Annotated in this window: 16 protein-coding genes; 12 read left to right on the top strand and 4 right to left on the bottom strand. The window is 64.6% G+C overall.

All coding sequences use genetic code 11. The features are described 5' to 3' along the window. Window positions 1–123 precede the first annotated feature (123 nt). The 8 genes from styD (at window position 124) to M2361_RS28825 (ending at window position 7,137) form a co-directional block, all read left to right on the top strand. Window positions 124–1,623 (top strand): phenylacetaldehyde dehydrogenase StyD, encoded by a 1,500-nt coding sequence (gene styD / locus M2361_RS28860; protein ID WP_259253191.1) that lies wholly within the window; start codon window positions 124–126, stop codon window positions 1,621–1,623. A gap of 71 nt (window positions 1,624–1,694) precedes the next feature. Next, window positions 1,695–2,576, top strand: a complete 882-nt coding sequence (locus tag M2361_RS28855) for a transporter (protein WP_259253190.1) — start codon at window positions 1,695–1,697, stop codon at window positions 2,574–2,576. A 31-nt stretch (window positions 2,577–2,607) separates the two neighbouring features. Beyond that, window positions 2,608–3,801 carry an amine dehydrogenase large subunit gene (locus M2361_RS28850; protein WP_404976467.1) on the top strand — a complete coding sequence of 398 codons (1,194 nt, stop codon included), beginning with the start codon at window positions 2,608–2,610 and terminating at the stop codon, window positions 3,799–3,801. After that, window positions 3,798–4,349 carry a MauE/DoxX family redox-associated membrane protein gene (locus M2361_RS28845; RefSeq protein ID WP_259253188.1) on the top strand — a complete coding sequence of 184 codons (552 nt, stop codon included), beginning with the start codon at window positions 3,798–3,800 and terminating at the stop codon, window positions 4,347–4,349. The genes M2361_RS28850 and M2361_RS28845 overlap by 4 nt, the downstream gene beginning before the upstream one ends. An 11-nt stretch (window positions 4,350–4,360) precedes the next feature. Further along, the gene (mauD, locus tag M2361_RS28840) at window positions 4,361–4,999 is read left to right on the top strand and encodes a methylamine dehydrogenase accessory protein MauD (protein WP_259253187.1); all 639 of its coding nucleotides are present in this window, start codon (window positions 4,361–4,363) and stop codon (window positions 4,997–4,999) included. Continuing rightward, window positions 4,983–5,516, top strand: coding sequence for a methylamine dehydrogenase light chain (locus M2361_RS28835; protein WP_259253186.1), 534 nt, complete (start codon window positions 4,983–4,985; stop codon window positions 5,514–5,516). The genes mauD and M2361_RS28835 overlap by 17 nt, the downstream gene beginning before the upstream one ends. A gap of 20 nt (window positions 5,517–5,536) precedes the next feature. Continuing rightward, the gene (locus M2361_RS28830; RefSeq protein ID WP_404976466.1) at window positions 5,537–6,034 is read left to right on the top strand and encodes a c-type cytochrome; all 498 of its coding nucleotides are present in this window, start codon (window positions 5,537–5,539) and stop codon (window positions 6,032–6,034) included. Between the two features lie 149 nt (window positions 6,035–6,183). Beyond that, entirely contained in the window at window positions 6,184–7,137 is a 954-nt protein-coding gene (locus M2361_RS28825; RefSeq protein ID WP_259253185.1) for a helix-turn-helix domain-containing protein, read from the top strand. Window positions 7,138–7,187: 50 nt separating this feature from the next. On the opposite strand, the gene M2361_RS28820 is transcribed toward M2361_RS28825, so the two are convergent. Continuing rightward, a complete protein-coding gene (locus tag M2361_RS28820) occupies window positions 7,188–7,862 on the bottom strand; it encodes an epoxyqueuosine reductase QueH (RefSeq protein WP_259253184.1) in 675 nt (224 codons plus the stop codon). An 84-nt stretch (window positions 7,863–7,946) separates the two neighbouring features. Next, complete coding sequence (gene glnE, locus M2361_RS28815) at window positions 7,947–10,739, bottom strand: bifunctional [glutamate--ammonia ligase]-adenylyl-L-tyrosine phosphorylase/[glutamate--ammonia-ligase] adenylyltransferase (protein ID WP_259253183.1); 2,793 nt, start codon at window positions 10,737–10,739, stop codon at window positions 7,947–7,949. A gap of 126 nt (window positions 10,740–10,865) precedes the next feature. Here glnE and M2361_RS28810 point away from each other — a divergent pair, with 126 nt between their 5' ends. Continuing rightward, the gene (locus M2361_RS28810) at window positions 10,866–14,549 is read left to right on the top strand and encodes a YhdP family protein (RefSeq protein ID WP_259253182.1); all 3,684 of its coding nucleotides are present in this window, start codon (window positions 10,866–10,868) and stop codon (window positions 14,547–14,549) included. Between the two features lie 84 nt (window positions 14,550–14,633). Here M2361_RS28810 and rho read toward each other — a convergent pair whose 3' ends face one another. Next, the gene (gene rho / locus M2361_RS28805) at window positions 14,634–15,893 is read right to left on the bottom strand and encodes a transcription termination factor Rho (RefSeq protein ID WP_006218533.1); all 1,260 of its coding nucleotides are present in this window, start codon (window positions 15,891–15,893) and stop codon (window positions 14,634–14,636) included. A gap of 113 nt (window positions 15,894–16,006) precedes the next feature. Next, complete coding sequence (trxA, locus tag M2361_RS28800) at window positions 16,007–16,333, bottom strand: thioredoxin TrxA (protein ID WP_006218534.1); 327 nt, start codon at window positions 16,331–16,333, stop codon at window positions 16,007–16,009. A gap of 327 nt (window positions 16,334–16,660) precedes the next feature. Between trxA and parE the strand changes: the two genes are divergently transcribed. From parE to parC, 3 genes are read left to right on the top strand one after another with little or no spacing between them, the layout of a single operon-like run. Next, complete coding sequence (parE, locus tag M2361_RS28795; protein ID WP_259253181.1) at window positions 16,661–18,622, top strand: DNA topoisomerase IV subunit B; 1,962 nt, start codon at window positions 16,661–16,663, stop codon at window positions 18,620–18,622. Next, entirely contained in the window at window positions 18,622–19,230 is a 609-nt protein-coding gene (locus tag M2361_RS28790; protein ID WP_259253180.1) for a YcxB family protein, read from the top strand. The genes parE and M2361_RS28790 overlap by 1 nt, the downstream gene beginning before the upstream one ends. Window positions 19,231–19,276: 46 nt before the next feature. After that, window positions 19,277–21,607 (top strand): DNA topoisomerase IV subunit A, encoded by a 2,331-nt coding sequence (gene parC / locus M2361_RS28785; protein WP_259253179.1) that lies wholly within the window; start codon window positions 19,277–19,279, stop codon window positions 21,605–21,607. Window positions 21,608–21,615 lie beyond the last annotated feature (8 nt).

The following is a 21,615-nucleotide window of genomic DNA, read 5'->3' as shown; positions in this document are numbered from 1 at the left end:
CTGCCCGGCCTTTTTATTGGCATGTCCCCGTGCGCAGAATGACAAATCCCCATGCACGGCCCGACAAGCCAGCGATAAAGCCCGTTGCTATTCTGGCTCCACACTTTTCGTTGGAGCTTTCAGATGTCTTCAGCAAGCGCATGTGCCACGGCCGACCGCCCGGAATTGGCCGCCATCCGGGAATTCATGCTGATAGACGGCAAGCCGGTGCACGATGGGCAGGGCCAGCCTATCCCGGTGTACGACCCGGCCACGGGCCGCGTCATTGCCCATCAACCCGATGCGGGCCCCGCCCAGGTGGACCTCGCGGTGCAAGCCGCGCGGCGCGCTTTTGCCTCCGGGCCGTGGCGCGACACGTTGCCGGCCGGCCGTGAACGCCTGCTGCTCAAGCTGGCTGACTTGCTGGAACAGCACGGCACCGAACTGGCGCGCCTGGAAACCCTGAACAACGGCAAATTGCTGGGCATCGCACAGGGCCTGGAAGTGGGCGCCGGTGCGCAATGGCTGCGCTACATGGCGGGTTGGGCCACGAAGATCACGGGCGATACCTTGTCGCTGTCGATTCCTTTCCCGCCTGGCGTCCAATACAGCGCCTATACGCTGGCGCAACCGGTGGGCGTGGTGGGCGCCATCATTCCGTGGAACTTCCCGTTGCTGATGGCGGTGTGGAAGATCGCGCCCGCCTTGGCCGCCGGCTGCACGGTGGTACTCAAACCCGCCGAGGAAACCCCCTTGACCGCCTTGCGGCTGGCGGAGCTCGTGCTTGAGGCGGGCTTTCCGCCCGGCGTCGTCAATGTCATCACCGGTCGTGGCGAAACGGCCGGCGCCGCGTTGGTGGCGCATCCGGGCATCGACAAGATCGCCTTCACCGGCTCTACCGAAGTGGGCAAGCTGATCGGGCGCGCCGCCATGGACGACATGAAACGGGTGTCGCTGGAACTGGGTGGCAAGTCTCCCGTGATCGTGCTGGACGACTGCGACGTCGACCGCGCCGTGCAGGGCACCGCCGCGGCCATCTTCTTCAACCAGGGCCAAGTGTGCACGGCCGGCTCGCGCCTGTATGTGCAACGGGGGCTCTACGACAAAGTCGTGCAGGGGCTGGCCGACGTGGCCGCCGGCATGAGCTTGGGGTCGGGTTTCGACCCGGCCACGCAGATTGGTCCGCTGATCTCGGCGCGGCACCAGCAGCGCGTCATGGACTACATCGGCATCGGCCGGGCCGAAGGGGGCCGCGTGCTGGCGGGCGGCGTGGCCGGCGACGGGGAAGGCTATTTCGTGCGGCCCACGGTGTTCGCGGACGTGCCGCAACAAGCCCGCATCGCACAGGAAGAGATTTTCGGACCCGTCGTCGTCGCGCAGCCCTTCGACAGCCTGGACGATGCCGTGCGCCTGGCCAACGACAGCGCCTTCGGCCTGGGCGCCAGCATCTGGAGCAACGACCTGACCCGCGTCCAACGCCTGATCCCGCGCATCGATGCGGGCACGGTCTGGGTCAACACCCACAACATGCTGGATCCGAACATGCCGTTTGGCGGCTTCAAGCAATCCGGCGTCGGCCGCGAACATGGCCGGGCCGTGCTTGAGATGTATCTAGAGAAGAAGTCTGTTTGCATCGCGTATTAGTACGGCGGGCAGCGCTGACCAAGCCGGGGCATACCGGCGGCGGCGCGTTCGCGACAACCAAGGGGAAATGGATGGCAGGCAAGACATACGGCCGCGCCCGGGTGGGCGCCGCGCTGGCGCTGGCAGGGGCGGGCGCATTACAGCCGGCGTGGGCGGGTGACCCCAGCGCGCGCGACTGGATCCCCGCGCCGGTGGGCACCAATATCGTGGCGGGCTATCTGGCGGGCCTGCGCTCGTCCGGGTTGTACTCGGAGGGCAAGCGGGTCGACGATGCGTCGGTAGACGTGAACGCGCTGGTTTATCGCCAGATGCACTACCGTGATTTCTACGGCAAGACGGTGCAACTGGAATTCATCGTGCCCATGTACCGCACGTCGCTGGATTTGCCGGGCATGCCCGGCGATCATCAAACCGGCATCGGCGATGTGACGCTGGGCTCGGCAATCTGGCTCTACAACAACGAGCAGACCAAGACCTGGTTCGCCTGGGAGCCCTTCATCGTGGCGCCGGTGGGCCGCTACGACGGTTCGCGGCCCGACGTGTCGCCCGGCAAGAATCGATGGTCAACCATTCAGGACTTTTCCTTCGTCAAAGGGGTGGGCGAATCCACCTTTCTTGAAGCGATCGCCGAAGTGGAAATCTACGGCCGCAACACCGACTGGTACGGCCAGACCTTGAAGAAAGACCCGTCGTTTCGCTTCTTTGCGCTGGCCTCGACCAACCTTACCCCGGACACCTACACAGGCATCCGCTACCGCTACGAGACGGGCGGGCGCGAAACCGCATCGGGGGAAACGGTGGCCACCCGGGCCCGCAATCACCAGGTGGCGCTTGAACTGACGCACCAGCTCAACGACGCCAACCAGATTCAAATGCAGTACATCCACGACCTGAAGGTCGAGAACGGGCCGCGAATGCGTGGCGTGCAACTGCGCTATGTCTACGCATTCTAGGGAATCGGATCATGAGACCAGGAGAATATCGATGATTGCGCTTCGAGCCAGATCACGAGCGTTGCGGGCAGGCCGGTGGGCGCTGTGCGCTGCGTTGGCAAACGCTTCGGGCCTAGCCTGGGCAGACTTGCCCATAGAGGAACTCAAGGGCGGCACCCGCTTGCCCCCCGCCACGGCGCACCGGCTGTACGTCATGGACGCGGCCTTCAACCACCTGGTCGACAGCCGGGTCAACATCTATGACGGCGATACCGGCAAATTCCTGGGGCTGGTGCCGACTTCGTTCAACGGCCACATGACGGTGTCGTCCGACGGCCGCGACATCTATGTCATGACGACCTATTACGAGCGACTCAATCGCGGCAAGCGCACCGACGTCATCGAAGCCTGGGACGCCGAAACCTTGACGCCCAAGTACGAGGTGCCCATTCCGCAAAAGCGCGCGCAAGCACTGAACTACCGCAACTATCTGCGCCAAAGCACCGATGGCGAACTGCTCTTCGTGCAGAATGCCACGCCCGCCACGTCCGTCACCGTGGTGGACGTGAAGACGCGCCAGTTCGCCGACGAGATCACCGCCGCGGCCGGGTGCTGGAGCGTCATTCCGCTGCCTTCGCGCCCGCGCAGTTTCACCACGATATGCGGCGACGGCGCGCTGCTGACCATCGACCTGGACGCGGCCGGCAAGCCCGCCGCCCAGCATCGCAGCCAGCCAATGTTCGACCTGGAAAAAGATCCCATCTTCACGCACACCGAGAACCTGGGCGACACCTTCTACTTTGTGTCCTACAACGGCAACGTCTACACCGCCGACTTCAGCGGCAAGGAAGTCAGTTTCGGCAAGCCATGGTCGCTGCTGGACGCCTCCGGTAAGGACCAGGGCTGGCGGCCGGGCGGCTACAACCTGCTGGCCGTCAACCGTGCGTTGAAGCGGCTGTACGTGGGCATGCATCCGAATGGCGCGGAAGGCACGCACAAAACGCCCGCCGCCGAAATCTGGGTCTATGACCTGGAATCGCGCAAGCGCGTGGCGCGCGTACCAGGCAAAGGCGCGCTGTCGATGTCGGTGTCGCAGGACGACAAGCCGCGCCTGTTCACCATCGACGGCGGCAACGTCAGCGTCTTTGACGCCGCGCCGGCCGCACCAGTATTCAAGACCACCATCCAGGCAGCGGGCGAAACCGCGTTGCAGGTCGAGCCGCAGCCGTTCAAGGGGGCGCCATGAACGATCCCGTCCTGTTCTATGGCGCGAGCGCCGCGCTGGCCTGCGTGCTGCTGTTGGGCGCGCTGGAAAAAATGAAGGATGTGGCGGCGTTCTCGGCAGCGGTGTCGGCCTACGACATCCTGCCGTCAAGCTTCAGCGGCGTGTTTGCGCGCGGCTACGTGCTGGCTGAGCTGGCGGCGGGTGTGTTGCTGCTGATACCCGGGCAGCAAGCCGCGGGCGCTCTGTTGGCGTTGGGGGTGCTGGCCGTGGCGACCTTGGCGCTTGCGTACAACCTGGCGCGCGGGCATCGCGACATTGATTGCGGTTGCGGCGGGCCGGCTTCGCGCGCAGCGGGCGGCGCGCAAACGGGCTTGTCCTGGTGGCTGGTGCTGCGCAACGGCGTCCTGGCGCTTTGGGCAATGCCAGCCCTTGCTTCCCTGGCGGGGCAAGCGCGCAGCCTGCAAGGGGCGGATGCCGCCGCCGTGTTCGGCCTGGCGATGACCGCCGTGGGCCTGTACTTCACCGCCAATCACTTGTTGGCCTCGCATCTCAAGCTGCGGAATCTTTGAAGGAGTTTCATATGGATGCCTTGATCATTTCCAATTTTCTGCTGTGGGGCGTGGTGCTGTGCCTGGTGCTGGTCATCCTGGCGCTGTCCCGGCAGATCGGCGTGTTGTACGAGCGGGTGGCGCCGATGGGCGCGCTGACCATGGACAAAGGCCCTGCCGTGGGCGAGGCCGCGCCGCGCTTTGCCTTGCCTGATCTGCTTGGGCGCCGCATCACGATCGGTGAACGCGGGCAGCACAGCCAGTTGCTGTTTTTCCTGTCGCCAACCTGCCCGGTGTGCAAAAAACTGCTGCCTATCCTGAAGTCGGTCGCCAATACTGAAAGTGCGTGGTTGCGCATCGTGTTGGCCAGCGACGGCGACATGCCCGAGCATTTGGCGTTCTATAAGCAGGCCGGGCTGGAGCGCTTTCCGTACTTGCTGTCCACCGAGCTGGGCATGAAGTTTCAGATCAGCAAGCTGCCCTATGCGGTGCTGCTGGACGAGACGGGCACCTTGCGCGCCAAGGGCCTGATCAATTCCCGCGAGCAGTTGGAAAGCCTGTTCACGGCCAAGGAACTGGGCGTGGCGTCGGTGCAGGATTTCCTGGCCGCAAGCACGCTGGACGAGACCCGGATTTCCCGCAAGGAGAGCGGCAATGCACTGGCTGGATAAACTTGGAGAGCGCGCCACGCGCTCGGTTGCGCACGCTACGTCGCGTCGCAGTGTGCTGAACCGCATCGGCAAACTGTTGGTCGGCACGGCCTTCCTGATGCCGGTGCTGCCGGTGGCACGGTCGGCGCCCGCGGCCGGCAAGAAGCCGCAAATGGACGACACGGCTTGCGATTACTGGCGCTACTGCGCGGTGGACGGCTTTTTGTGTTCGTGCTGCGGCGGCAGCATGACGTCGTGCCCGCCCGGCACCTCGCCATCGGCCGTATCGTGGGTGGGCACGTGCCACAACCCCCTGGACGGCAAGGACTACCTCATCAGCTACAACGACTGCTGCGGCAAGACGGCGTGCGGCAAGTGCATGTGCGCGGCGGCTGAACGTGAACGTCCGGGCTATCAGATGTTCCTGCACAACGACGTGAACTGGTGCATGTCCAACGAATCCTCGATCTTCCACTGCACCACGTCGGTGATCGTGGGCTTGGCCAAACCCCAGCTCAAGGCGCCGGCCAAGCCATGAGGCCAGGTGGCAAACGGCAAGTGCCGGGACGTCGGCGGCCCTGGGTTGCCGGGGTTGCAGTCCTGCTGCTGGTTGCGGGGCAGGCGGCGGCGGACGATGCGTCCACGACCGCCCGCCTGCGGCAGGCCGTGCGCGCCGACTACGTCCTGCAATGCGCGGGATGCCATCGCGTGGACGGTCGGGGCAGCAACCCGCATGGCATTCCAGATTTTCGCCAGTCGGTGGGCGCGTTCGTGCATTTGCCCGCGGGCCGCGAATACCTGATCCGCGTGCCGGGCGCCGCCCATTCGCAGCTCAGCAATGCCGAGCTGGCGGCCGTGCTGAACTGGGTGCTGACGGAGTTCAGCGCCGCGCAATTGCCGGCCGATTTTGCGCCCTATACCGAAGCCGAAGTGGCGGTGGCGCGCCCGCGTCGGTACGACGACGTGGTGCCGGTGCGCCATGATCTGGCCAACAAACTGTCGTCCATGGGCTTCAGCTTGTCTGCATATTCTTACGGCAGCGACAGAAAACCCTAGCCCGGCAAGAACTTAGGGGTTGTCACGGATATTCCCTGCCCAAGCGCGGTGCTAGAAAGAGGCAGCATTCCATTCAACGCTGTAGTTGTGCCGCAGGGCTTGCCGTTCAAGGCACAAAAGGCACGCCGTTTCGAGACGCCGGAGTCGCCATGTCATCATCGCTTTTGCACAGTCCGCCCAGGCATTTCCTGGACTGCGCCAGTTGGCAGGAAAGCATCAGCAGCACCTTCGTGCCCTTGGAAGTGTCGGCGGTGTCCCCAGCGCGTTTTCGTAATAGCGTGGCGGTGGATTCACTGGGCTGGATGCACGTCAGCGAACTGCGTAGCAGCGCGCAGCGCGTGCGCCGCAGCAAGCTGCTGGCAGGGCGGTCCGAAGAGGCCGGCTACAAGGTCACGCTGCAACTGGCGGGCCGCAGCGAAATCCGCCAATCCAATCGCACGGCCTTGCTGATGCCGGGGGAATGGAGCATCTACGACACCACGCGTCCCTACGAGGTTGATGTTGACGAGGGGGCGCACTTTCTGGTGATGCAGGTGCCGGGCAAGCATGCCGAAACATGGCAACCGCATATGCAAAACGCCGTGGCGCGCAGCTTCAGTGCGCGGCAGGGTTGTGGCCGCATGGCCATGGACCTGTTGCGCGTGGCCTTGGGCGAGCATGCCCATTTGTCGGAAAGCGCCGCGCGCGACGCGGCCAATGCCGTGCTGCAGATGATGGGGCTGGATATCAGCGAACGGGCGGGAGGGCTGGCCGAGCAGGATCAGGCCGGTTTGAAGCATGCGCAGTTGCGCCGCGTGCAGCAGCATATTCTTGAAAACCTGCACGATCCGGCCTTGTCGCCGGCGTCCGCCGCGGCGGCATTCCGGATGTCGCGCCGCTACCTGTACAACCTGTTCGCGCTGGCATCCACCACGCCCGCTGACTTCATTCTTGGCGCCCGGCTTGAGCGCTGTCGCGACGTGTTGCGCGATACGACGCAGGCGGCGCGGCAAATTGGCGATATTGCCTACCGCTATGGGTTTTCAGACGCGGCGCGATTCAGCCATGCATTTCGCAAGCGCTTCGGGGCATCGCCATCCGAATACCGGCGCCAGGAGCGCTAGGGCTCCTGGCGCCGGTCCCGCCTGAAAAGAACGCAAACGCAGCGCTGTGATCAGAGCTGCTCTTCGTTGATCAGGTCTTCCTTGCCGTAGAACTTCACGCCGATATGGATGCGGTCGCGCCCTTGCGCGCGGCGGTGGCGGTTGGTGTCGCGCAGCGAATACACGCAGCCGCAATATTCCTGCTGGTAGAAGTTCTCGCGCTTGCTGATCTCGATCATGCGGGCCGAACCGCCGCCTTTGCGCCAGTTGTAGGTCCAGTAGATCAGGTCATCGTAGCGGGCCGCCGCGCGTTCGCCGCAGCCGTTGATCTGGTTCATGTCTTTCCAGCGCGAGATGCCTAGCGAGCTGGTGATGGTGTCAAAACCGTGTTCGTGCGCGTACAGCGCGGTGCGCTCAAAGCGCATGTCAAAGCAGGCGGTGCAGCGCTCGCCGCGTTCGGGGGCGTCTTCCATGCCCTTGACGCGGTCGAACCAGTTGTCCATGTCGTAGTCGGCGTCGATGAACTCGATGCCGTGCTGTTCGGCGAAGCGGATGTTTTCCTGCTTGCGGATCTCGTACTCTTTGACCGGATGGATGTTCGGATTGTAGAAGTAGATCGCGTAGTCGATGCCGGAAGCCGTCATGGCTTCCATGACCTCGCCGGAACAGGGCGCGCAGCACGAGTGCATCAGCACTTTGCCGCGGCCGGCGGGAAGATCAAGCTTGGGGCGGACGAGTTCGGACATGGCTAGCGTGCGGGCAAAAAGGCGGAAAACTCCTTATTTTACCGCGAGTTGGGGGCCGCCGGGCCGGGGGCCCAAGCGCTGCCCCTAGCTCTGCTCCGTAGCGCCGCTTCCCAGCACCGCTTCCCAGAGTTCACGCACCGCCGCGCGTTCGGTCACCAGTTGTTCCGGTCCCACCCGTGCTTTTTCCACGCCCTGCATGCGCATCTCGTGCTGCACGCGGCGCAAGGTGCGGTAGGCGTCGGCGGCGCGCGCCGCCAGTTCGGGGGCGATCAGGCCGGCTTCGCCCGCTAGGCGCAGCAAGGTGATGTTGCCCAGGTTTTTCACGAACACGGGGTGCGTGGCCGCGTAGCACAGCACCAGGTACTGCGTCACGAATTCCACGTCGACCATGCCGCCACGGTCATGCTTCAGGTCAAACTGCTGGCTGGTGTTGGGATGGCCGGCGTTGATTTTTTCGCGCATCGCCAGCACCTCGTCCCGCAACGCGGCGGGGTCGCGGGGCTGCACCAGAATCGCTTCGCGGATCTGCTCGAAGCGGGCGCCCACCTGGGCATCGCCCGCGGCGTGGCGGGCGCGTGTCAGCGCCTGATGTTCCCAGGCCCAGGCGTGCTTGTGCTGATATTGCTCGAAGGCTTCGACGGAAACGGCCAGCAGGCCGGCGTCGCCGTCCGGCCGCAGGCGCAGATCCACCTCGTACAGCCGGCCCGACGAAGTCATCGTGGACAGCCAGGACGTCATGCGGCGGCCGAGCTTGGCGTAGACCTCGGCGGCATCTTCACGCGGATCGTCGAACAGGAACACCAGGTCCAGATCGGACGCATAGCCCAGTTCCTTGCCGCCCAGCTTGCCGTAGGCGATGACGGCGAAGCGCGGCGGGGCGCCCTCCACCTTGTTCACCAGCGGCCAGGCGCGGTGAATGGTCTCGGTCAGCAGCAGGTCTGCAAGCGCCGACAACTGGTCCGCCAGCTTTTCCACCGTGAGCTCGCCTTCCAGATCCTGCGCCAGCAGTTGGAAGCTGGCCTGCCGCTGCACGTCGCGCATCAGGTTCATCTGCCGCTCGACGTCGGGGGCGCCATCAGGCAGGCGGCAAGCGTCCAGGTCGGCGCTGAGTTGGCGCGCGATCTGGGCGAAGTCCAGCGGTTCGAACAGCGTGCGCCAGTCGATCAGGCTGTCCAGCAGCAGCGGATGCTGCGTCAGGTACTGGGCGGCCCAGGGGCTGGCCGCCACCATCCGCGCCACGCGCGCCAGCGTGTCCGGGTATTCGGCCAGCAGCGCCAGATAGGCGCTGCGCTGGACAATTTTTTCGATCAGATCAAACAGGCGCACGGCGGCATTCAGCGGTGCCGATGTCTGCCGAGCCGCGCGCAAGGCGGCCGGCAGCAGGGCTTCCATGCGGCGGCGGCTGCTCTCGGGCAGGCTGCGTACCCGATGGCTGCCCAGCAGCGTTTCGGTACGTCGCAGCAGGTCCTGGGCCTCGTCGCCAAAGGCCTGCCGGATCTGCTCGGCAAGCTCGCACTCGCTGCCCGACTCGTCGGTGTCGTTGGCCGCTTCGGCGGAAGAGCCGGTGTCTTCCGCGTCGCCCATGCCGACCATGCGGAAGACGTTGCGGAAGGTCTGCGACACGAACTTGCGGTGCGCGGCCAGCGTACTTTCAAAGTCGTCCGGGCTCATGCCCAGCGCGGCGGCCAGTGCGGCGCGCTGCGCGGGGTCGCCCGGCAGCAGGTGGGTTTGCTCGTCTTCGCGATACTGCAAGGCATGTTCGGTGCGGCGCAGGTAGCGGTAGGCCTCTTCGAGACGGCGCGCGTCTTCCTCGGGCACCAGCCCCGCCAGGCGCTCGGCATGCAAGGCTTCCAGCAGGCCACGCTTTTGCAGGGCGGGCATGCGGCCGCCTCGGATCAGTTGGGCAAGCTGCACCACGAATTCGATTTCGCGGATGCCGCCGTCGCCCAGCTTGATGTTGTTTGCGCTGTCGATGCCGTTGCGCGCCATGGCGCGGCGCTGCCAGTCCTGACGGATGCGTTCGCGCAGCGCGCGCAAGGCTGCCAGCGCATCAAAGTCGAAGTATTTTCGATAGACGAACGGCACGCGCAGGCTTTCCAGTTGGCGGGCTTGCGCGCTGCTGTCGCTGCCTTCAAACGCTTGCGCGGGCATCAGGCGGGCCTTCAGCCAGGCATAGCGTTCCCATTCGCGGCCCTGGCCGATCAGGTAGTGTTCAAGCGCGTCCAGGCTCCAGGCGAGCGGGCCGGCGTCACCGTCGGGGCGCAGCCGCAGGTCGGTGCGGAAGACCTGGCCATTGGCGTCCACTTCCGAAATCACCGGCATCATGCGCCGCGTCAGCCGGCCGTAGAACTCGTGATGGCTGATGCGGCGCGGGCCATCCGTTTCGCCTTCTTCGCCATACAGCATGATGAGGTCGATGTCGGAAGACACGTTCAGCTCGCAGCCGCCCAGCTTGCCCATGCCGACGATCAGCATTTCCTGCGGCTTGCCGGTGGCGGGGTCGCGCGGCACGCCGTGTACCGCGGCCAGTTCGGTGGCCACGCTGCGGTAGGCTTGCGCCACCGCGATGTCGGCCAACGTGGTCATTGCGCCGACCACTTCTTCAAGGTCGGCCTGGCCGGACAGGTCGCGCACGATCAATACGCTGAACACGCGTTCGCGCAATTTGCGCAGCACCATCCGGCAGGTGTCCAGCGGCAGGGTGGACGGCGCGTCGGGCCCGGCCAGTTCAGATTGCCATTGGGCCATCCTGGCGGCGGTGACGGGCTGCTGCACGGCATCCGCCAGCCATGCGGCCAGATCGGGATGGGCGTCCAGGCGGCGGCGCAAGTGGCCGGACCAGGCAAGAGCGGGGGCAAGCAAAGAGGGCGTTGACATGGCGTTGGGGCGGCAGACGGATGGGCGCGTTTCAGGTATAAGTGGGGACGATACCGCAAGACATATTCTCCTGCCCACCGATCCGTGTCTGTTTCAAAAAAAGCCCCCACGCCGCGCGCGCGACGCGTGTTCCGCTGCCTATTCTGGGCCGTGTTGATCGTTTATTGCGTGGCGGCCGCGGGGTTTTTGGGCGTGCGCTACTGGGTGCTGCCTCGTGTGGGCGAATGGCGTCCTCAAATTGAAGCGTACGCCAGCGAGGCCATGGGCGCCCGCGTCACCATCGGTGGCGTCCAGGCAAACTGGCAAGGCCTGAACCCCCGCCTGGATCTCACCGCTGTCCAGGTCGTCGGCCACGACGATGCAACGCCAGTGCTTTCCCTGCCTTCCGTTTCCGCCGTGCTGGCCTGGCGCAGCGTGCTGACGCTATCGCCAAGGCTGGTGCGCTTGCAGGTCGAAAAGCCTGAGCTGACCCTGCGTCGCGATGCCGCGAACCACCTGTGGGTCGCGGGGCAGAATATTGACCTGAACGCCAGCGACCATCAATCCGATCTTGATCACCCGGCCTTGCGATGGTTGGTGCGGCAGCGCGAACTGCTGATTAAAGACGCAACGATCATCTGGCAAGACGACCTGCGCCGTGCCCCCCCGCTGCCGCTGACCGGCGTTGATTTTCTGATGCGCAACGGCAGCTTGTCGCACCGGTTTGTGTTGCGGGCCTCGGCCGGCGAGGCGCTGGCTCGCAACGTGGAATTGCGCGGGGAATTCAACCGCAGCCTGTTCGCCGCCAATGCCGCCAACCCCGCAAACTGGAGCGGCCAGCTCTATACGGAACTGGACGATGTCGAGCCCCAGTCCTGGGCGCCTTGGGTCCAGGCGCCTGTGATTGCGGGACGGATGGCCGGCCGGGCGTGGCTGCAACTGGATCGCGGCAAGTTCACCGTGCTGACGGCTGATGTTGCCGTGCGAGGCGTGGACTGGGCGGCGTCCAAGGACGGCCCGGCGGTGCAAGGTGCGTCGGCGCAATTTCGCGTGCAGGGTTTGCCGGGTGACTTTGTTCAGATAGCTGGGGTGCCGCTGGCGCGCAGCCCTGGCGCTGCCGACTTGTCGATCAAGGGGGCGGTGCAGCACCTGCGTGTATCGCTGCCTGGCGTGTTCCAGGAACCAACCCTGGCCGCGCGCGAACTGTCCCTGGATGCGCAGGTCAAGGGGCCGGACGCGGATCATTGGTTTGTAGACGTTGCGCAAGCGCATGTCGTGAACGATGACCTGGACGTGCGGGTGCAGGGCCAATGGAAGCCGGAGGGCAAGACCTCGGCGGGTAGCGTCGACATGCGCGGCACGATGGTGCGCGGCGCGATGTCGGCCATCCATCGTTATCTGCCGCTTGAGGTGAATGCGGATGCGCGCGAATGGCTGGCGGTGGGGTTGCCGGCGGGCGAAATGCGTTCGGCCGCTGTCACGCTCAAGGGCGACCTGGATGATTTCCCTTATGCCGCGCCGGATGCGGCCGGTGAATTCGTCATTGCCGGCGACTATGCGGGCGCCAAGGTCGACTACGCCCCGGCAGGGCCGAATCACAAAGGGTGGCCCGTACTGGAGAACCTGTCGGGCAATTTCCGCATCGACAAGGTCAGCCTGACGCTGGACAGCGCCGGTGGGGCGACCGTGCGTACCGGGCCGGGGCAGACGGTCAATCTAGGCGCGGTGAAGGCCACGATTCCGAACATGGATGATGGCGCTGAATTGCTGCTGGACGGCGAAACGTCCGGCCCCGTTTCGGCCTATCTTGCCTTGGCGGCCAATTCGCCGTTGGGCGGGCTGTTGGACGGCGCCCTGGATGAGGCGCATGGCACGGGCGATTGGCGCGTGCCGCTAAAGCTGAAAGTGCCGCTGTTGAACACTGACGATACCGAAGTACAGGGTCACATCCTGTTTACGGACAACAGCTTCACGTTCATGCCTGAAATGCCGGTGCTCAAGGGCCTGCATGGCGACCTTGAGTTCTCGGAAAAAGGCGTGCGCACCAAGGAGATCCGTGGGCAGTTCCTGGGCGGGCCGGTCAAGATCTTCGGCACCTTGGCGCAAAATTCGGATGTCCTGCAGTTCGAAGGCGCGCTGACGGGCGCGGGCCTGTCGCAACTGAGCAATGCGCCGTCCCTGTCGCGGTTTTCCGGCAAGACGGACTACAAGGGCCGGTTGGGTTACCAAAAGGGCGGGTCGGTCGATATTGCGATGGAATCCAACTTGGCGGGCATGGCGATCGACATGCCGGCACCGGTGGGCAAGCCCGCCTCATCCTCGCGGCTGTTGAAGCTGCAATGGGGCGCAGCCGAGGATCGCGGCGCGAAAGGCCGGCGCTGGCTGACGGCCAGTCTGGGCGAAGACGTAAACGCCCTGTTCGAGCGGGACGCCAGTGGTGGCGCAACCTACTTTGCTCGTGGGGCGTTGGGCATCGGCCGTCCGGCCAGCCTGCCGGATCGGGGGCTTAGCCTGAACGCCAGCCTGCCTGAGCTGGACATGGACGCCTGGGAAACGGTGGTGGACGGCTTCGATGCGCCACCGGGCAAGGGCGGGGCCAGGAAGGCCGCGACCAAGCCGGTTTTCCCGCAGCCCGAGCGCATCAGCCTGGCCACCGGCTCCTTGCGTGCAAGCGGCTACACCCTGAACGACCTGACGCTGTATGCGATGCGGCCGGGTCCGTCGCAATGGCGTGTGGACATCCAATCGCGTCAGGCTACGGGGTCACTGGAATGGCAGGAGGCGTCGGGCGCGATCGCGGGCCAGATTACTGCCCGGATGAAGCACCTGTCTTTTGGGGGCGAGGGCGACACCAACGAGGCGGACAAGGCCCTGGCCTCTGGCAATGATCTATCGGACATTCCCGCCATCGACCTGCAGGCCAAGGAATTTCTTCTGTACGGCAAGAATGTGGGCGAGCTTCAGGTGGTGGGAACGAACCAGGAGCGCGGCCGGCAATGGCGGCTGGATAAGCTGACCATCACCAACGACGCGGCCACCCTGAACGCCACGGGCAACTGGCGCCTGGAAGGGCCGGATCGCGGCCTGAGCGTGGACGCGAACGCCAACTTCGTCGACATTGGCAAGTTCATGACGCGAATCGGCTTCGAAGGGGTGGTGTCCGGGGGCTCGGGTACGGCCCAGGGCAAGGCCACGTGGCGCAACCTGCCATGGACCCACAATATTGCGGACGTCGGTGGTGAGGTCACCGTCAGTCTCGACAAGGGCCGCTTCATGCACGTGAATTCCCGTACGGCGCGCCTGCTGGAGCTGCTGTCCTTGCAATCACTGCAACGGCTGGCGCGGCTGGACGTCAACCCGACCAACCTGCTGCGCGACGGCTTTCCGTTCGACACCATTCGCGGCCACGTGAAGATGGCGGATGGAAATGTGTCCACCGAGGGCTACAAGATCAACGGGCCGGTGGCGACTATCGTCCTGGCGGGCGGGGTCAACCTGATCCGCGAACGCTGGGATTTGAAGGCTGTGGTGATCCCGAACCTGGACGCCAGCGGCGCGGCCATGGTGACGGCGCTGGCGGTGAATCCGCTGATTGGCCTGGGCGCATTCGTCACGCAATGGTTGTTGAAGCAGCCGTTGGCGCGTGCCATGACCATGGAATATTCGGTGACGGGCAACTGGGACGATCCGCAGATCGAGCCGATCGAGGCTTCGGGCAAGGAAGTGGGCGCTGGCCCGGGCACCGACGCAGGCAAAGCGCCACCCAAACATACGCCGCGCCCCGCCAACGCGCCGGCTCGCAGCCGCATACCGGAATTCATCGAGCACTGATGCCCTGTTCTGGGCCGCCAACTATCGGCCTCAACCCCAAGAAAAAACCGCCCGAGGGCGGTTTCTTTTTGACGCGTAGCCAGCTTACTTCTTCTTCATCATGTCGAAGAATTCGGCATTGGTCTTGGTGGCGCGCATCTTGTCCAGGATGAATTCCATGGATTGCACTTCGTCCATGTCGTGGATGAACTTGCGCAGCACCCAGACCTTTTGCAGCAGGTCCGGCGCAATCAGCAGTTCTTCGCGACGGGTGCCCGACTTGTTCAGGTTGATGGACGGGTAGACGCGCTTTTCAGCCAGGCGACGTTCAAGGTGGACTTCGGAGTTGCCCGTGCCCTTGAATTCTTCGTAGATGACTTCATCCATGCGGCTGCCGGTTTCGATCAGCGCCGTACCCAGGATGGTCAGCGAACCACCTTCTTCCAGGTTACGGGCCGCGCCGAAGAAGCGCTTGGGGCGTTGCAGGGCGTTGGCGTCCACACCGCCGGTCAGCACCTTGCCGGAAGCCGGCACCACGGTGTTGTAGGCGCGGGCCAGACGGGTGATCGAGTCCAGCAGGATCACGACGTCTTTCTTCATTTCGACCAGGCGCTTGGCCTTTTCGATGACCATTTCAGCCACTTGCACGTGGCGGGTGGCGGGTTCGTCGAAGGTCGACGCCACCACTTCACCGCGCACCGTGCGCTGCATTTCGGTCACTTCTTCCGGGCGCTCGTCCACCAGCAGGACAATCATGACGGCGTCGGGGTAGTTAGTGGTGATGGCATGCGCAATGTGCTGCATCATCACCGTCTTGCCGGACTTGGGGCTGGCGACGATCAAGCCGCGCTGGCCCATGCCGATGGGGGCGAACACATCCAGGATGCGGCCCGTCAGGTTCTCTTCGCTCTTGATGTCGCGTTCCAGACGCATCGTCCGGTTCGGGTGCAGCGGCGTCAGGTTTTCGAACATGATGCGATGCTTGATCGCTTCGGGCGCCACGCCGTTGACCTTGTCCACCTTGACCAGCGCAAAGTAGCGTTCGCCATCTTTCGGCGTGCGTACTTCACCTTCGATGGAATCGCCGGTGTGCAGGTTGAAACGGCGGATCTGCGAGGGCGAGATATAGATGTCGTCCGTGCTGGCCAGATACGAGGTCTCGGGCGAGCGCAGGAAACCGAAGCCGTCCGGCAGGACTTCCAGGACGCCGTCGCCAAAGATCTGCTCGCCTTGCTTGGCGCGCCGTTTCATGATGGCGAACATCAGCTCCTGCTTGCGCAGGCGGTTGGCGTTCTCGATTTCCAGGCCAGCGGCCATTTCGAGCAGCTGCGAGACATGCAGCGCCTTCAGTTCATTGAGGTGCATCGCGGTGAATGTGGGGGAAAAGTAAAGGAGGGTTCTGGCGGCGCGCCACGGACGGGCTCGCGCGGTATTGAATGAGCGCCGCCTCCGGGGCGGCGCCTTTCACAGCACGCAGTTTACAACGCGCCGTCCAGGAATGCGGTGAGTTGCGACTTCGACAGCGCGCCAACTTTGGTGGCGGCGGCTTGGCCGTCTTTAAAGAGCATAAGGGTGGGAATGCCGCGGATGCCGTACTTGGTGGCGGTACCCTGGTTTTCGTCCACGTTCAGCTTCGCGATCGTCAGGCGACCTGCGTACTCGGTGGCGACTTCTTCCAGGATCGGGGCAATCATCTTGCAGGGGCCACACCAGGCAGCCCAGTAGTCCACCAGCACCGGCTGGCCGGATTTCAACACATCGGCATCGAAGCTTGCGTCACTGACGTTCTTGATTTGGTCGCTCATGATGGTGATTCTCGGTTCGGCAGCAAAAGGCGCGTAAAAAGGGACGCGCCTTGCCGTTGTTCTTGTATGTGGAATGGATTAAAGCATACCACTGTCGATAACAACAGGCACACCACTGTTAATAACAACAGGGTTTGCTGGTTTTGTGTAGGATGTTGCGGCGCAGTCGTTGTGATCCGGGCCGTGAAGCCCTGACGCGCTGGCTGTGACTGTCATCATCCTACCGAATCCGGAGCTGGTCAGGTCGTGCGCAACCCACCGGGAGCCGCGCGGAATCTAGGCTTATCCGTAAAATGTCGGTTTTTTTCCACAGATGTTGGGGATAACTTGGCCACTCCACGTTACACCGAGGCGTCCATTCGCGTCCTGAAGGGGCTGGAGCCCGTGCGGCAACGCCCGGGCATGTACACCCGCACCGAAAACCCCCTGCACGTTGTGCAGGAGGTCATTGATAACGCCGCAGACGAGGCCTTGGCCGGCTACGGCAAACAGATCCAGGTCACGCTGCACATTGATGGCAGCGTGTCCGTCGAGGATGACGGCCGGGGCATTCCCGTTGGCCTGCATCCGGAAGAAGGCGCGCCCGTCGTCGAACTGGTCTTCACCCGCCTGCACGCGGGCGGCAAGTTCGACAAGGCGGGCGGCGGCGCCTATGCATTCTCGGGCGGCCTGCACGGGGTGGGCGTTTCGGTCACCAATGCGCTGGCGACCCGGCTTGAAGTCGTGGTCTGGCGCGACGGCGCGGTCAATCGCCTGGTGTTCAAGGGCGGCGACGTTGCCGAACCCTTGGCCCCGTACGACCAGGGCGGCCGCAAGAAGTCCGGCACCCGCGTGCGCGTCTGGCCCGACGCCAAATACTTCGACAGCCCCAACATTCCGTTGGGCGAACTGACGCACCTCTTGCGCAGCAAGGCCGTGCTGCTGCCTGGCGTGAAGGTCACGCTGGTCAATGAAAAAAGCGGCGATACCAAGACCTGGCAATACGAGGACGGCCTGCGCGGTTACCTGGCCGAGGCGCTGACCGGCGCTGAACTCATGGTGCCGTTCTTCGAAGGCCAGCAGTACGCCGGGTCCGACCACGAGAACTTCGCCGAGGGCGAGGGGGCTCAGTGGGTGGTGGCCTGGACCGAGGACGGCAACGCCGTGCGCGAGTCCTACGTAAACCTGATCCCCACGCCGGCCGGCGGCACGCATGAATCTGGCCTGCGCGAAGGCCTGTTCGGCGCCGTGAAGGGCTTTGCCGAATTGCACAGCCTGTTGCCCAAGGGCGTGAAGCTGCTGCCCGAAGACGTGTTCGCCCGCGCCAGTTTCGTCTTGTCCGCCAAAGTGCTGGACCCGCAGTTCCAGGGCCAGATCAAGGAACGCTTGAACAGCCGCGACGCCGTGCGCCTGGTGGGCGGTTTTTCCAAGAGCGCGCTGGATCTCTGGCTGCACAGCAACGTTGAATACGGCAAGAAGCTGGCTGAGCTGGCCATCCGCCAGGCGCAGGCGCGCCAGCGCTCGGCCCAGAAGGTTGAAAAGCGCAAGAGTTCCGGCGTGGCGGTCTTGCCGGGCAAGCTGACTGACTGCGAATCCAGCGATGCCAGCCGCACCGAAGTGTTCCTGGTCGAGGGCGACTCTGCCGGCGGCTCCGCCAAGATGGGGCGCGACAAGGAATTCCAGGCCATCCTGCCGCTGCGCGGCAAGGTGCTGAATTCCTGGGAAGTGGATCGTGACCGGCTCTTTGCCAACAACGAAATCCACGACATCTCGGTGGCCATCGGCGTGGACCCCCACGGCCCGAACGACACACCCGACCTGTCCGGCCTGCGCTACGGCCGCATCTGCATCCTTTCTGACGCTGACGTCGACGGCTCGCACATCCAGGTCTTGCTGCTGACCCTGTTCTACAAGCACTTTCCCAAGTTGGTCGAAGCCGGCAACGTGTACGTGGCCAAGCCGCCGCTGTTCCGTCTGGATGTGCCCGCCCAGGGCAAGCGCCCGGCCAGGAAGATCTATTGCCTGGATGACGGCGAACTTGAAGCCGCGCAGGACAAGCTGCGCAAGGAAGGCGTGCGCGAAGGCGCCTGGGCGGTCAGCCGCTTCAAGGGCCTGGGCGAAATGAATCCGGAACAGCTCTGGGAAACCACCATGAATCCGGACACGCGCCGCCTGCTGCCCGTGGGCTACGGGGATCAGACCCCGGAAGACACCACCCGCATGTTCGACATGCTGATGGGCAAGGGTGAGTCTTCACAGCGCCGCGCCTGGATCGAGGAAAAAGGCAACCTGGCCGAGCTGGATATCTGATGACGTCCACTGTGCCCGACCCCGCCTCCGACTCCGCCCGCATGACCGTCGACATGACGGCCGACGACTACGCCGAATTCGCCGCCTATGTGTACCGGCGCCCCGAACTGCGGAGCCGTCGGTACCGGTCGCACCTGCGCTTTGGTGTCCTGATGATCGTGGCGCTCTTCGCCTACCTGGTCTGGCAAACCTGGGACGGCAAGGGGCCCAACTGGTCACAGATGCTGCCCGTGTATTTCGAGGGGCTGGCGGTGGGCCTGGGCATTCTGGTGCTGTTGGCGCTGGCCTATGAGTTCGCGCTGCCGCCGCTGGTCCGGATGAACACGCGCCGCATGCTGAACAAGCAGCCCGACGACTTGTTCCTGGGCCGGCATCAGCTCGACTTCGGGCCCGAGGGCATTCTGGATACCACCGCCCGCGCCTCCGGGCGCATGGAGTGGTCGGATATCCGGCGCGTCGAGGAAACCCCGCAGCACCTGTACGTCATTCTGGGCACCTTGCAGGGCGTGATCATTCCCAAGCGCGGCCAGGACGCCGCCACGCTGGCCGCGGTGCGCGCGCAATTGCGCACGCATGTCGCCGACACCCAGCTTGCCCCGTCCGCGTGAAGGCGCATTGACGCCGTTTCGATGAAATTGTCTACCTGAATACAACATGACCGACAGCAATCAACCCGGCCTGTTCGACCCCACCCCGCCCGATGGCGATGGCGATGCCAATGCCGCCATCACGCTGGCGCGCTACGCGGAACAGGCCTATCTGGACTACGCGGTCTCCGTCGTGCGCGGCCGCGCCTTGCCCGACGTGGGCGACGGGCAAAAGCCCGTGCAACGCCGCATCCTGTTCGCCATGCAGGCGATGGGGCTGGCCGCCGGCGCCAAGCCGGTGAAGTCCGCGCGCGTCGTGGGCGACGTGCTGGGCAAGTACCACCCGCACGGCGACCAGGCCGCCTATGACGCCATGGTCCGCATGGCGCAGGACTTTTCGCTGCGCTATCCGCTGATCGATGGCCAGGGCAACTTCGGTTCGCGCGACGGCGACAACGCCGCCGCCATGCGATACACCGAAGCGCGCCTGACGCCCATCGCCAAGCTGCTGCTGGATGAGCTGGACGAAGGCACGGTCGATTTCGTGCCCAACTATGACGGCAGCCAGGAAGAGCCGCAGATGCTGCCCGCGCGCTTGCCGGTGATGCTGCTGAACGGCGCGTCCGGCATCGCGGTCGGCATGGCCACCGAGATTCCGTCGCACAACCTGCGTGAAGTGGCGCAGGCCTGCGTGGCGCTGATCAAGCAGCCGCAACTGCCGGACGCCGAGCTGCACGCCATGATCCCCGGGCCGGACTTTGCCGGCGGTGGTCAGATCATCACGCCCGCGGCCGACATTGCACAGATCTATGGCGGTGGCCGTGGCTCGCTGAAGGTGCGCGCGCGCTGGACGTTCGAAGAAATGGCGCGCGGCCAATGGCAACTGGTGATCACTGAACTGCCGCCGGGCACGTCGGGCCAGAAGGTGCTGGAAGAGATCGAGGAAATCACCAATCCGAAGATCAAGTCGGGCAAGAAGAGCCTGACGCCCGAGCAAACCCAGGCCAAGGCGGTGATGCTGAACCTGCTGGACGCCGTGCGCGACGAATCCGGCAAGGATGCGGCCGTGCGCCTGGTGTTTGAACCGAAGACCTCGCGCGTGGACCGTGACGAATTCGTCAACACGCTGCTGGCCCAGACCAGCATGGAAAGCAGCGCGTCGATCAACCTGGTGTGCATCGGCACGGATGGCCGCCCGCGTCAGAAGGGCCTGCGCGACATCCTGGTTGAATGGGTGGCGTTCCGCATCAACACGGTCGTGCGCCGCACGCGCTTCCGCCTGGACAAGGTCACCGACCGTATCCACGTGCTGGAAGGCCGCATGCTGGTCTACCTGAACGTGGACGAAGTCATCCAGACCATCCGCGAATCCGACGAGCCGCGCGCCGCGCTGATGGAACGCTTCAAGCTGTCCGAGCGCCAGGCGGAAGACATCCTGGAAATGCGCTTGCGCCAGTTGGCCCGTCTTGAAGGCTTCAAGATCGAGCAGGAACTTGCCGACAAGCGCAAGGACCAGATTTCGCTGCAAGAACTGCTGGACAATCCCACGACGCTCAAGCGCCTGTTGATCAAGGAAATCGAGGCCGACGCCAAGCAATACGGCGACGACCGCCGCACCCTGATCGAAACGGCCGAACGCGCCGTGCTGGAAACCAAGGTGCTGGACGAACCGGTCACCGTGATCGTCTCGCAAAAGGGCTGGCTGCGCGCCCGCCAGGGCCATGGCCACGACGCCGCGCAATTCACCTTCAAGCAGGGCGATGACCTGTACGGCGCCTTCGAATGCCGCACCACCGACACGCTGATCGCCATGGGCGACAACGGCCGGGTGTATTCGGTGCCGGTCGGCGGGCTGCCGTCCGCGCGGGGCGACGGCCAGCCGGTCACGACCATGATCGATCTGGAATCGGGCACGCGCATTGTGCATACCATCGCTGCATCGCCGGATTCTCGCTGGCTGCTGGCCACGCGGGGCGGCTACGGCTTTGCGGCCAAGCTGTCCGACATGGTCAGCCGCCAACGGGCGGGCAAGCAGTTCATCACGCTTGAAGCCGGCGATGAAATGCTGCGCCCGGTGCCGCTGTTCGTGGGCGCCACGCAACTGGCCTTGCTGTCGGCCAAGGGCAAGTTCCTGGTGTTCGGCCTGGATGAATGCAAGTCCTTGTCTGGTGGCGGCCGCGGCACCATCCTGATGGGCCTGGATGCGTCCGACAAGCTGGATCAAACGGTGCCGATCGGCGCACGCGGCCTGCGCGCCACGGGCATTTACCGCAACAAGCTCACCGAGGACATCCTGGCGGGCGACGCCTTGGCGCCCTATGTGGGCAAGCGCGCGCGCAAGGGCCGCCAACTGGATGTGCGTCCCAAGCAGCCGGTGTTGTCGCCGGTACTGGGGTAGGGCAGGCG

It is taken from the genome of Achromobacter sp. JUb104 (assembly GCF_024806975.1).
Lineage (GTDB): Bacteria > Pseudomonadota > Gammaproteobacteria > Burkholderiales > Burkholderiaceae_B > Achromobacter > Achromobacter spanius.
Note: the sequence above shows the minus strand (reverse complement) of the source record. Positions and strands in the feature narration are given on the sequence as shown.

Bases quoted from the DNA above. Each gene is read 5' to 3' on its own strand.
- styD (WP_259253191.1), top strand. From the start codon at position 124: ATGTCTTCAGCAAGCGCATGTGCCACGGCCGACCGCCCGGAATTGGCC.
- M2361_RS28855 (WP_259253190.1), top strand. From the start codon at position 1,695: ATGGCAGGCAAGACATACGGCCGCGCCCGGGTGGGCGCCGCGCTGGCG.
- M2361_RS28850 (WP_404976467.1), top strand. From the start codon at position 2,608: ATGATTGCGCTTCGAGCCAGATCACGAGCGTTGCGGGCAGGCCGGTGG.
- M2361_RS28845 (WP_259253188.1), top strand. From the start codon at position 3,798: ATGAACGATCCCGTCCTGTTCTATGGCGCGAGCGCCGCGCTGGCCTGC.
- mauD (WP_259253187.1), top strand. From the start codon at position 4,361: ATGGATGCCTTGATCATTTCCAATTTTCTGCTGTGGGGCGTGGTGCTG.
- M2361_RS28835 (WP_259253186.1), top strand. From the start codon at position 4,983: ATGCACTGGCTGGATAAACTTGGAGAGCGCGCCACGCGCTCGGTTGCG.
- M2361_RS28825 (WP_259253185.1), top strand. From the start codon at position 6,184: ATGTCATCATCGCTTTTGCACAGTCCGCCCAGGCATTTCCTGGACTGC.
- M2361_RS28820 (WP_259253184.1), bottom strand. From the start codon at position 7,862: ATGTCCGAACTCGTCCGCCCCAAGCTTGATCTTCCCGCCGGCCGCGGC.
- glnE (WP_259253183.1), bottom strand. From the start codon at position 10,739: ATGTCAACGCCCTCTTTGCTTGCCCCCGCTCTTGCCTGGTCCGGCCAC.
- rho (WP_006218533.1), bottom strand. From the start codon at position 15,893: ATGCACCTCAATGAACTGAAGGCGCTGCATGTCTCGCAGCTGCTCGAA.
- trxA (WP_006218534.1), bottom strand. From the start codon at position 16,333: ATGAGCGACCAAATCAAGAACGTCAGTGACGCAAGCTTCGATGCCGAT.
- M2361_RS28790 (WP_259253180.1), top strand. From the start codon at position 18,622: ATGACGTCCACTGTGCCCGACCCCGCCTCCGACTCCGCCCGCATGACC.
- parC (WP_259253179.1), top strand. From the start codon at position 19,277: ATGACCGACAGCAATCAACCCGGCCTGTTCGACCCCACCCCGCCCGAT.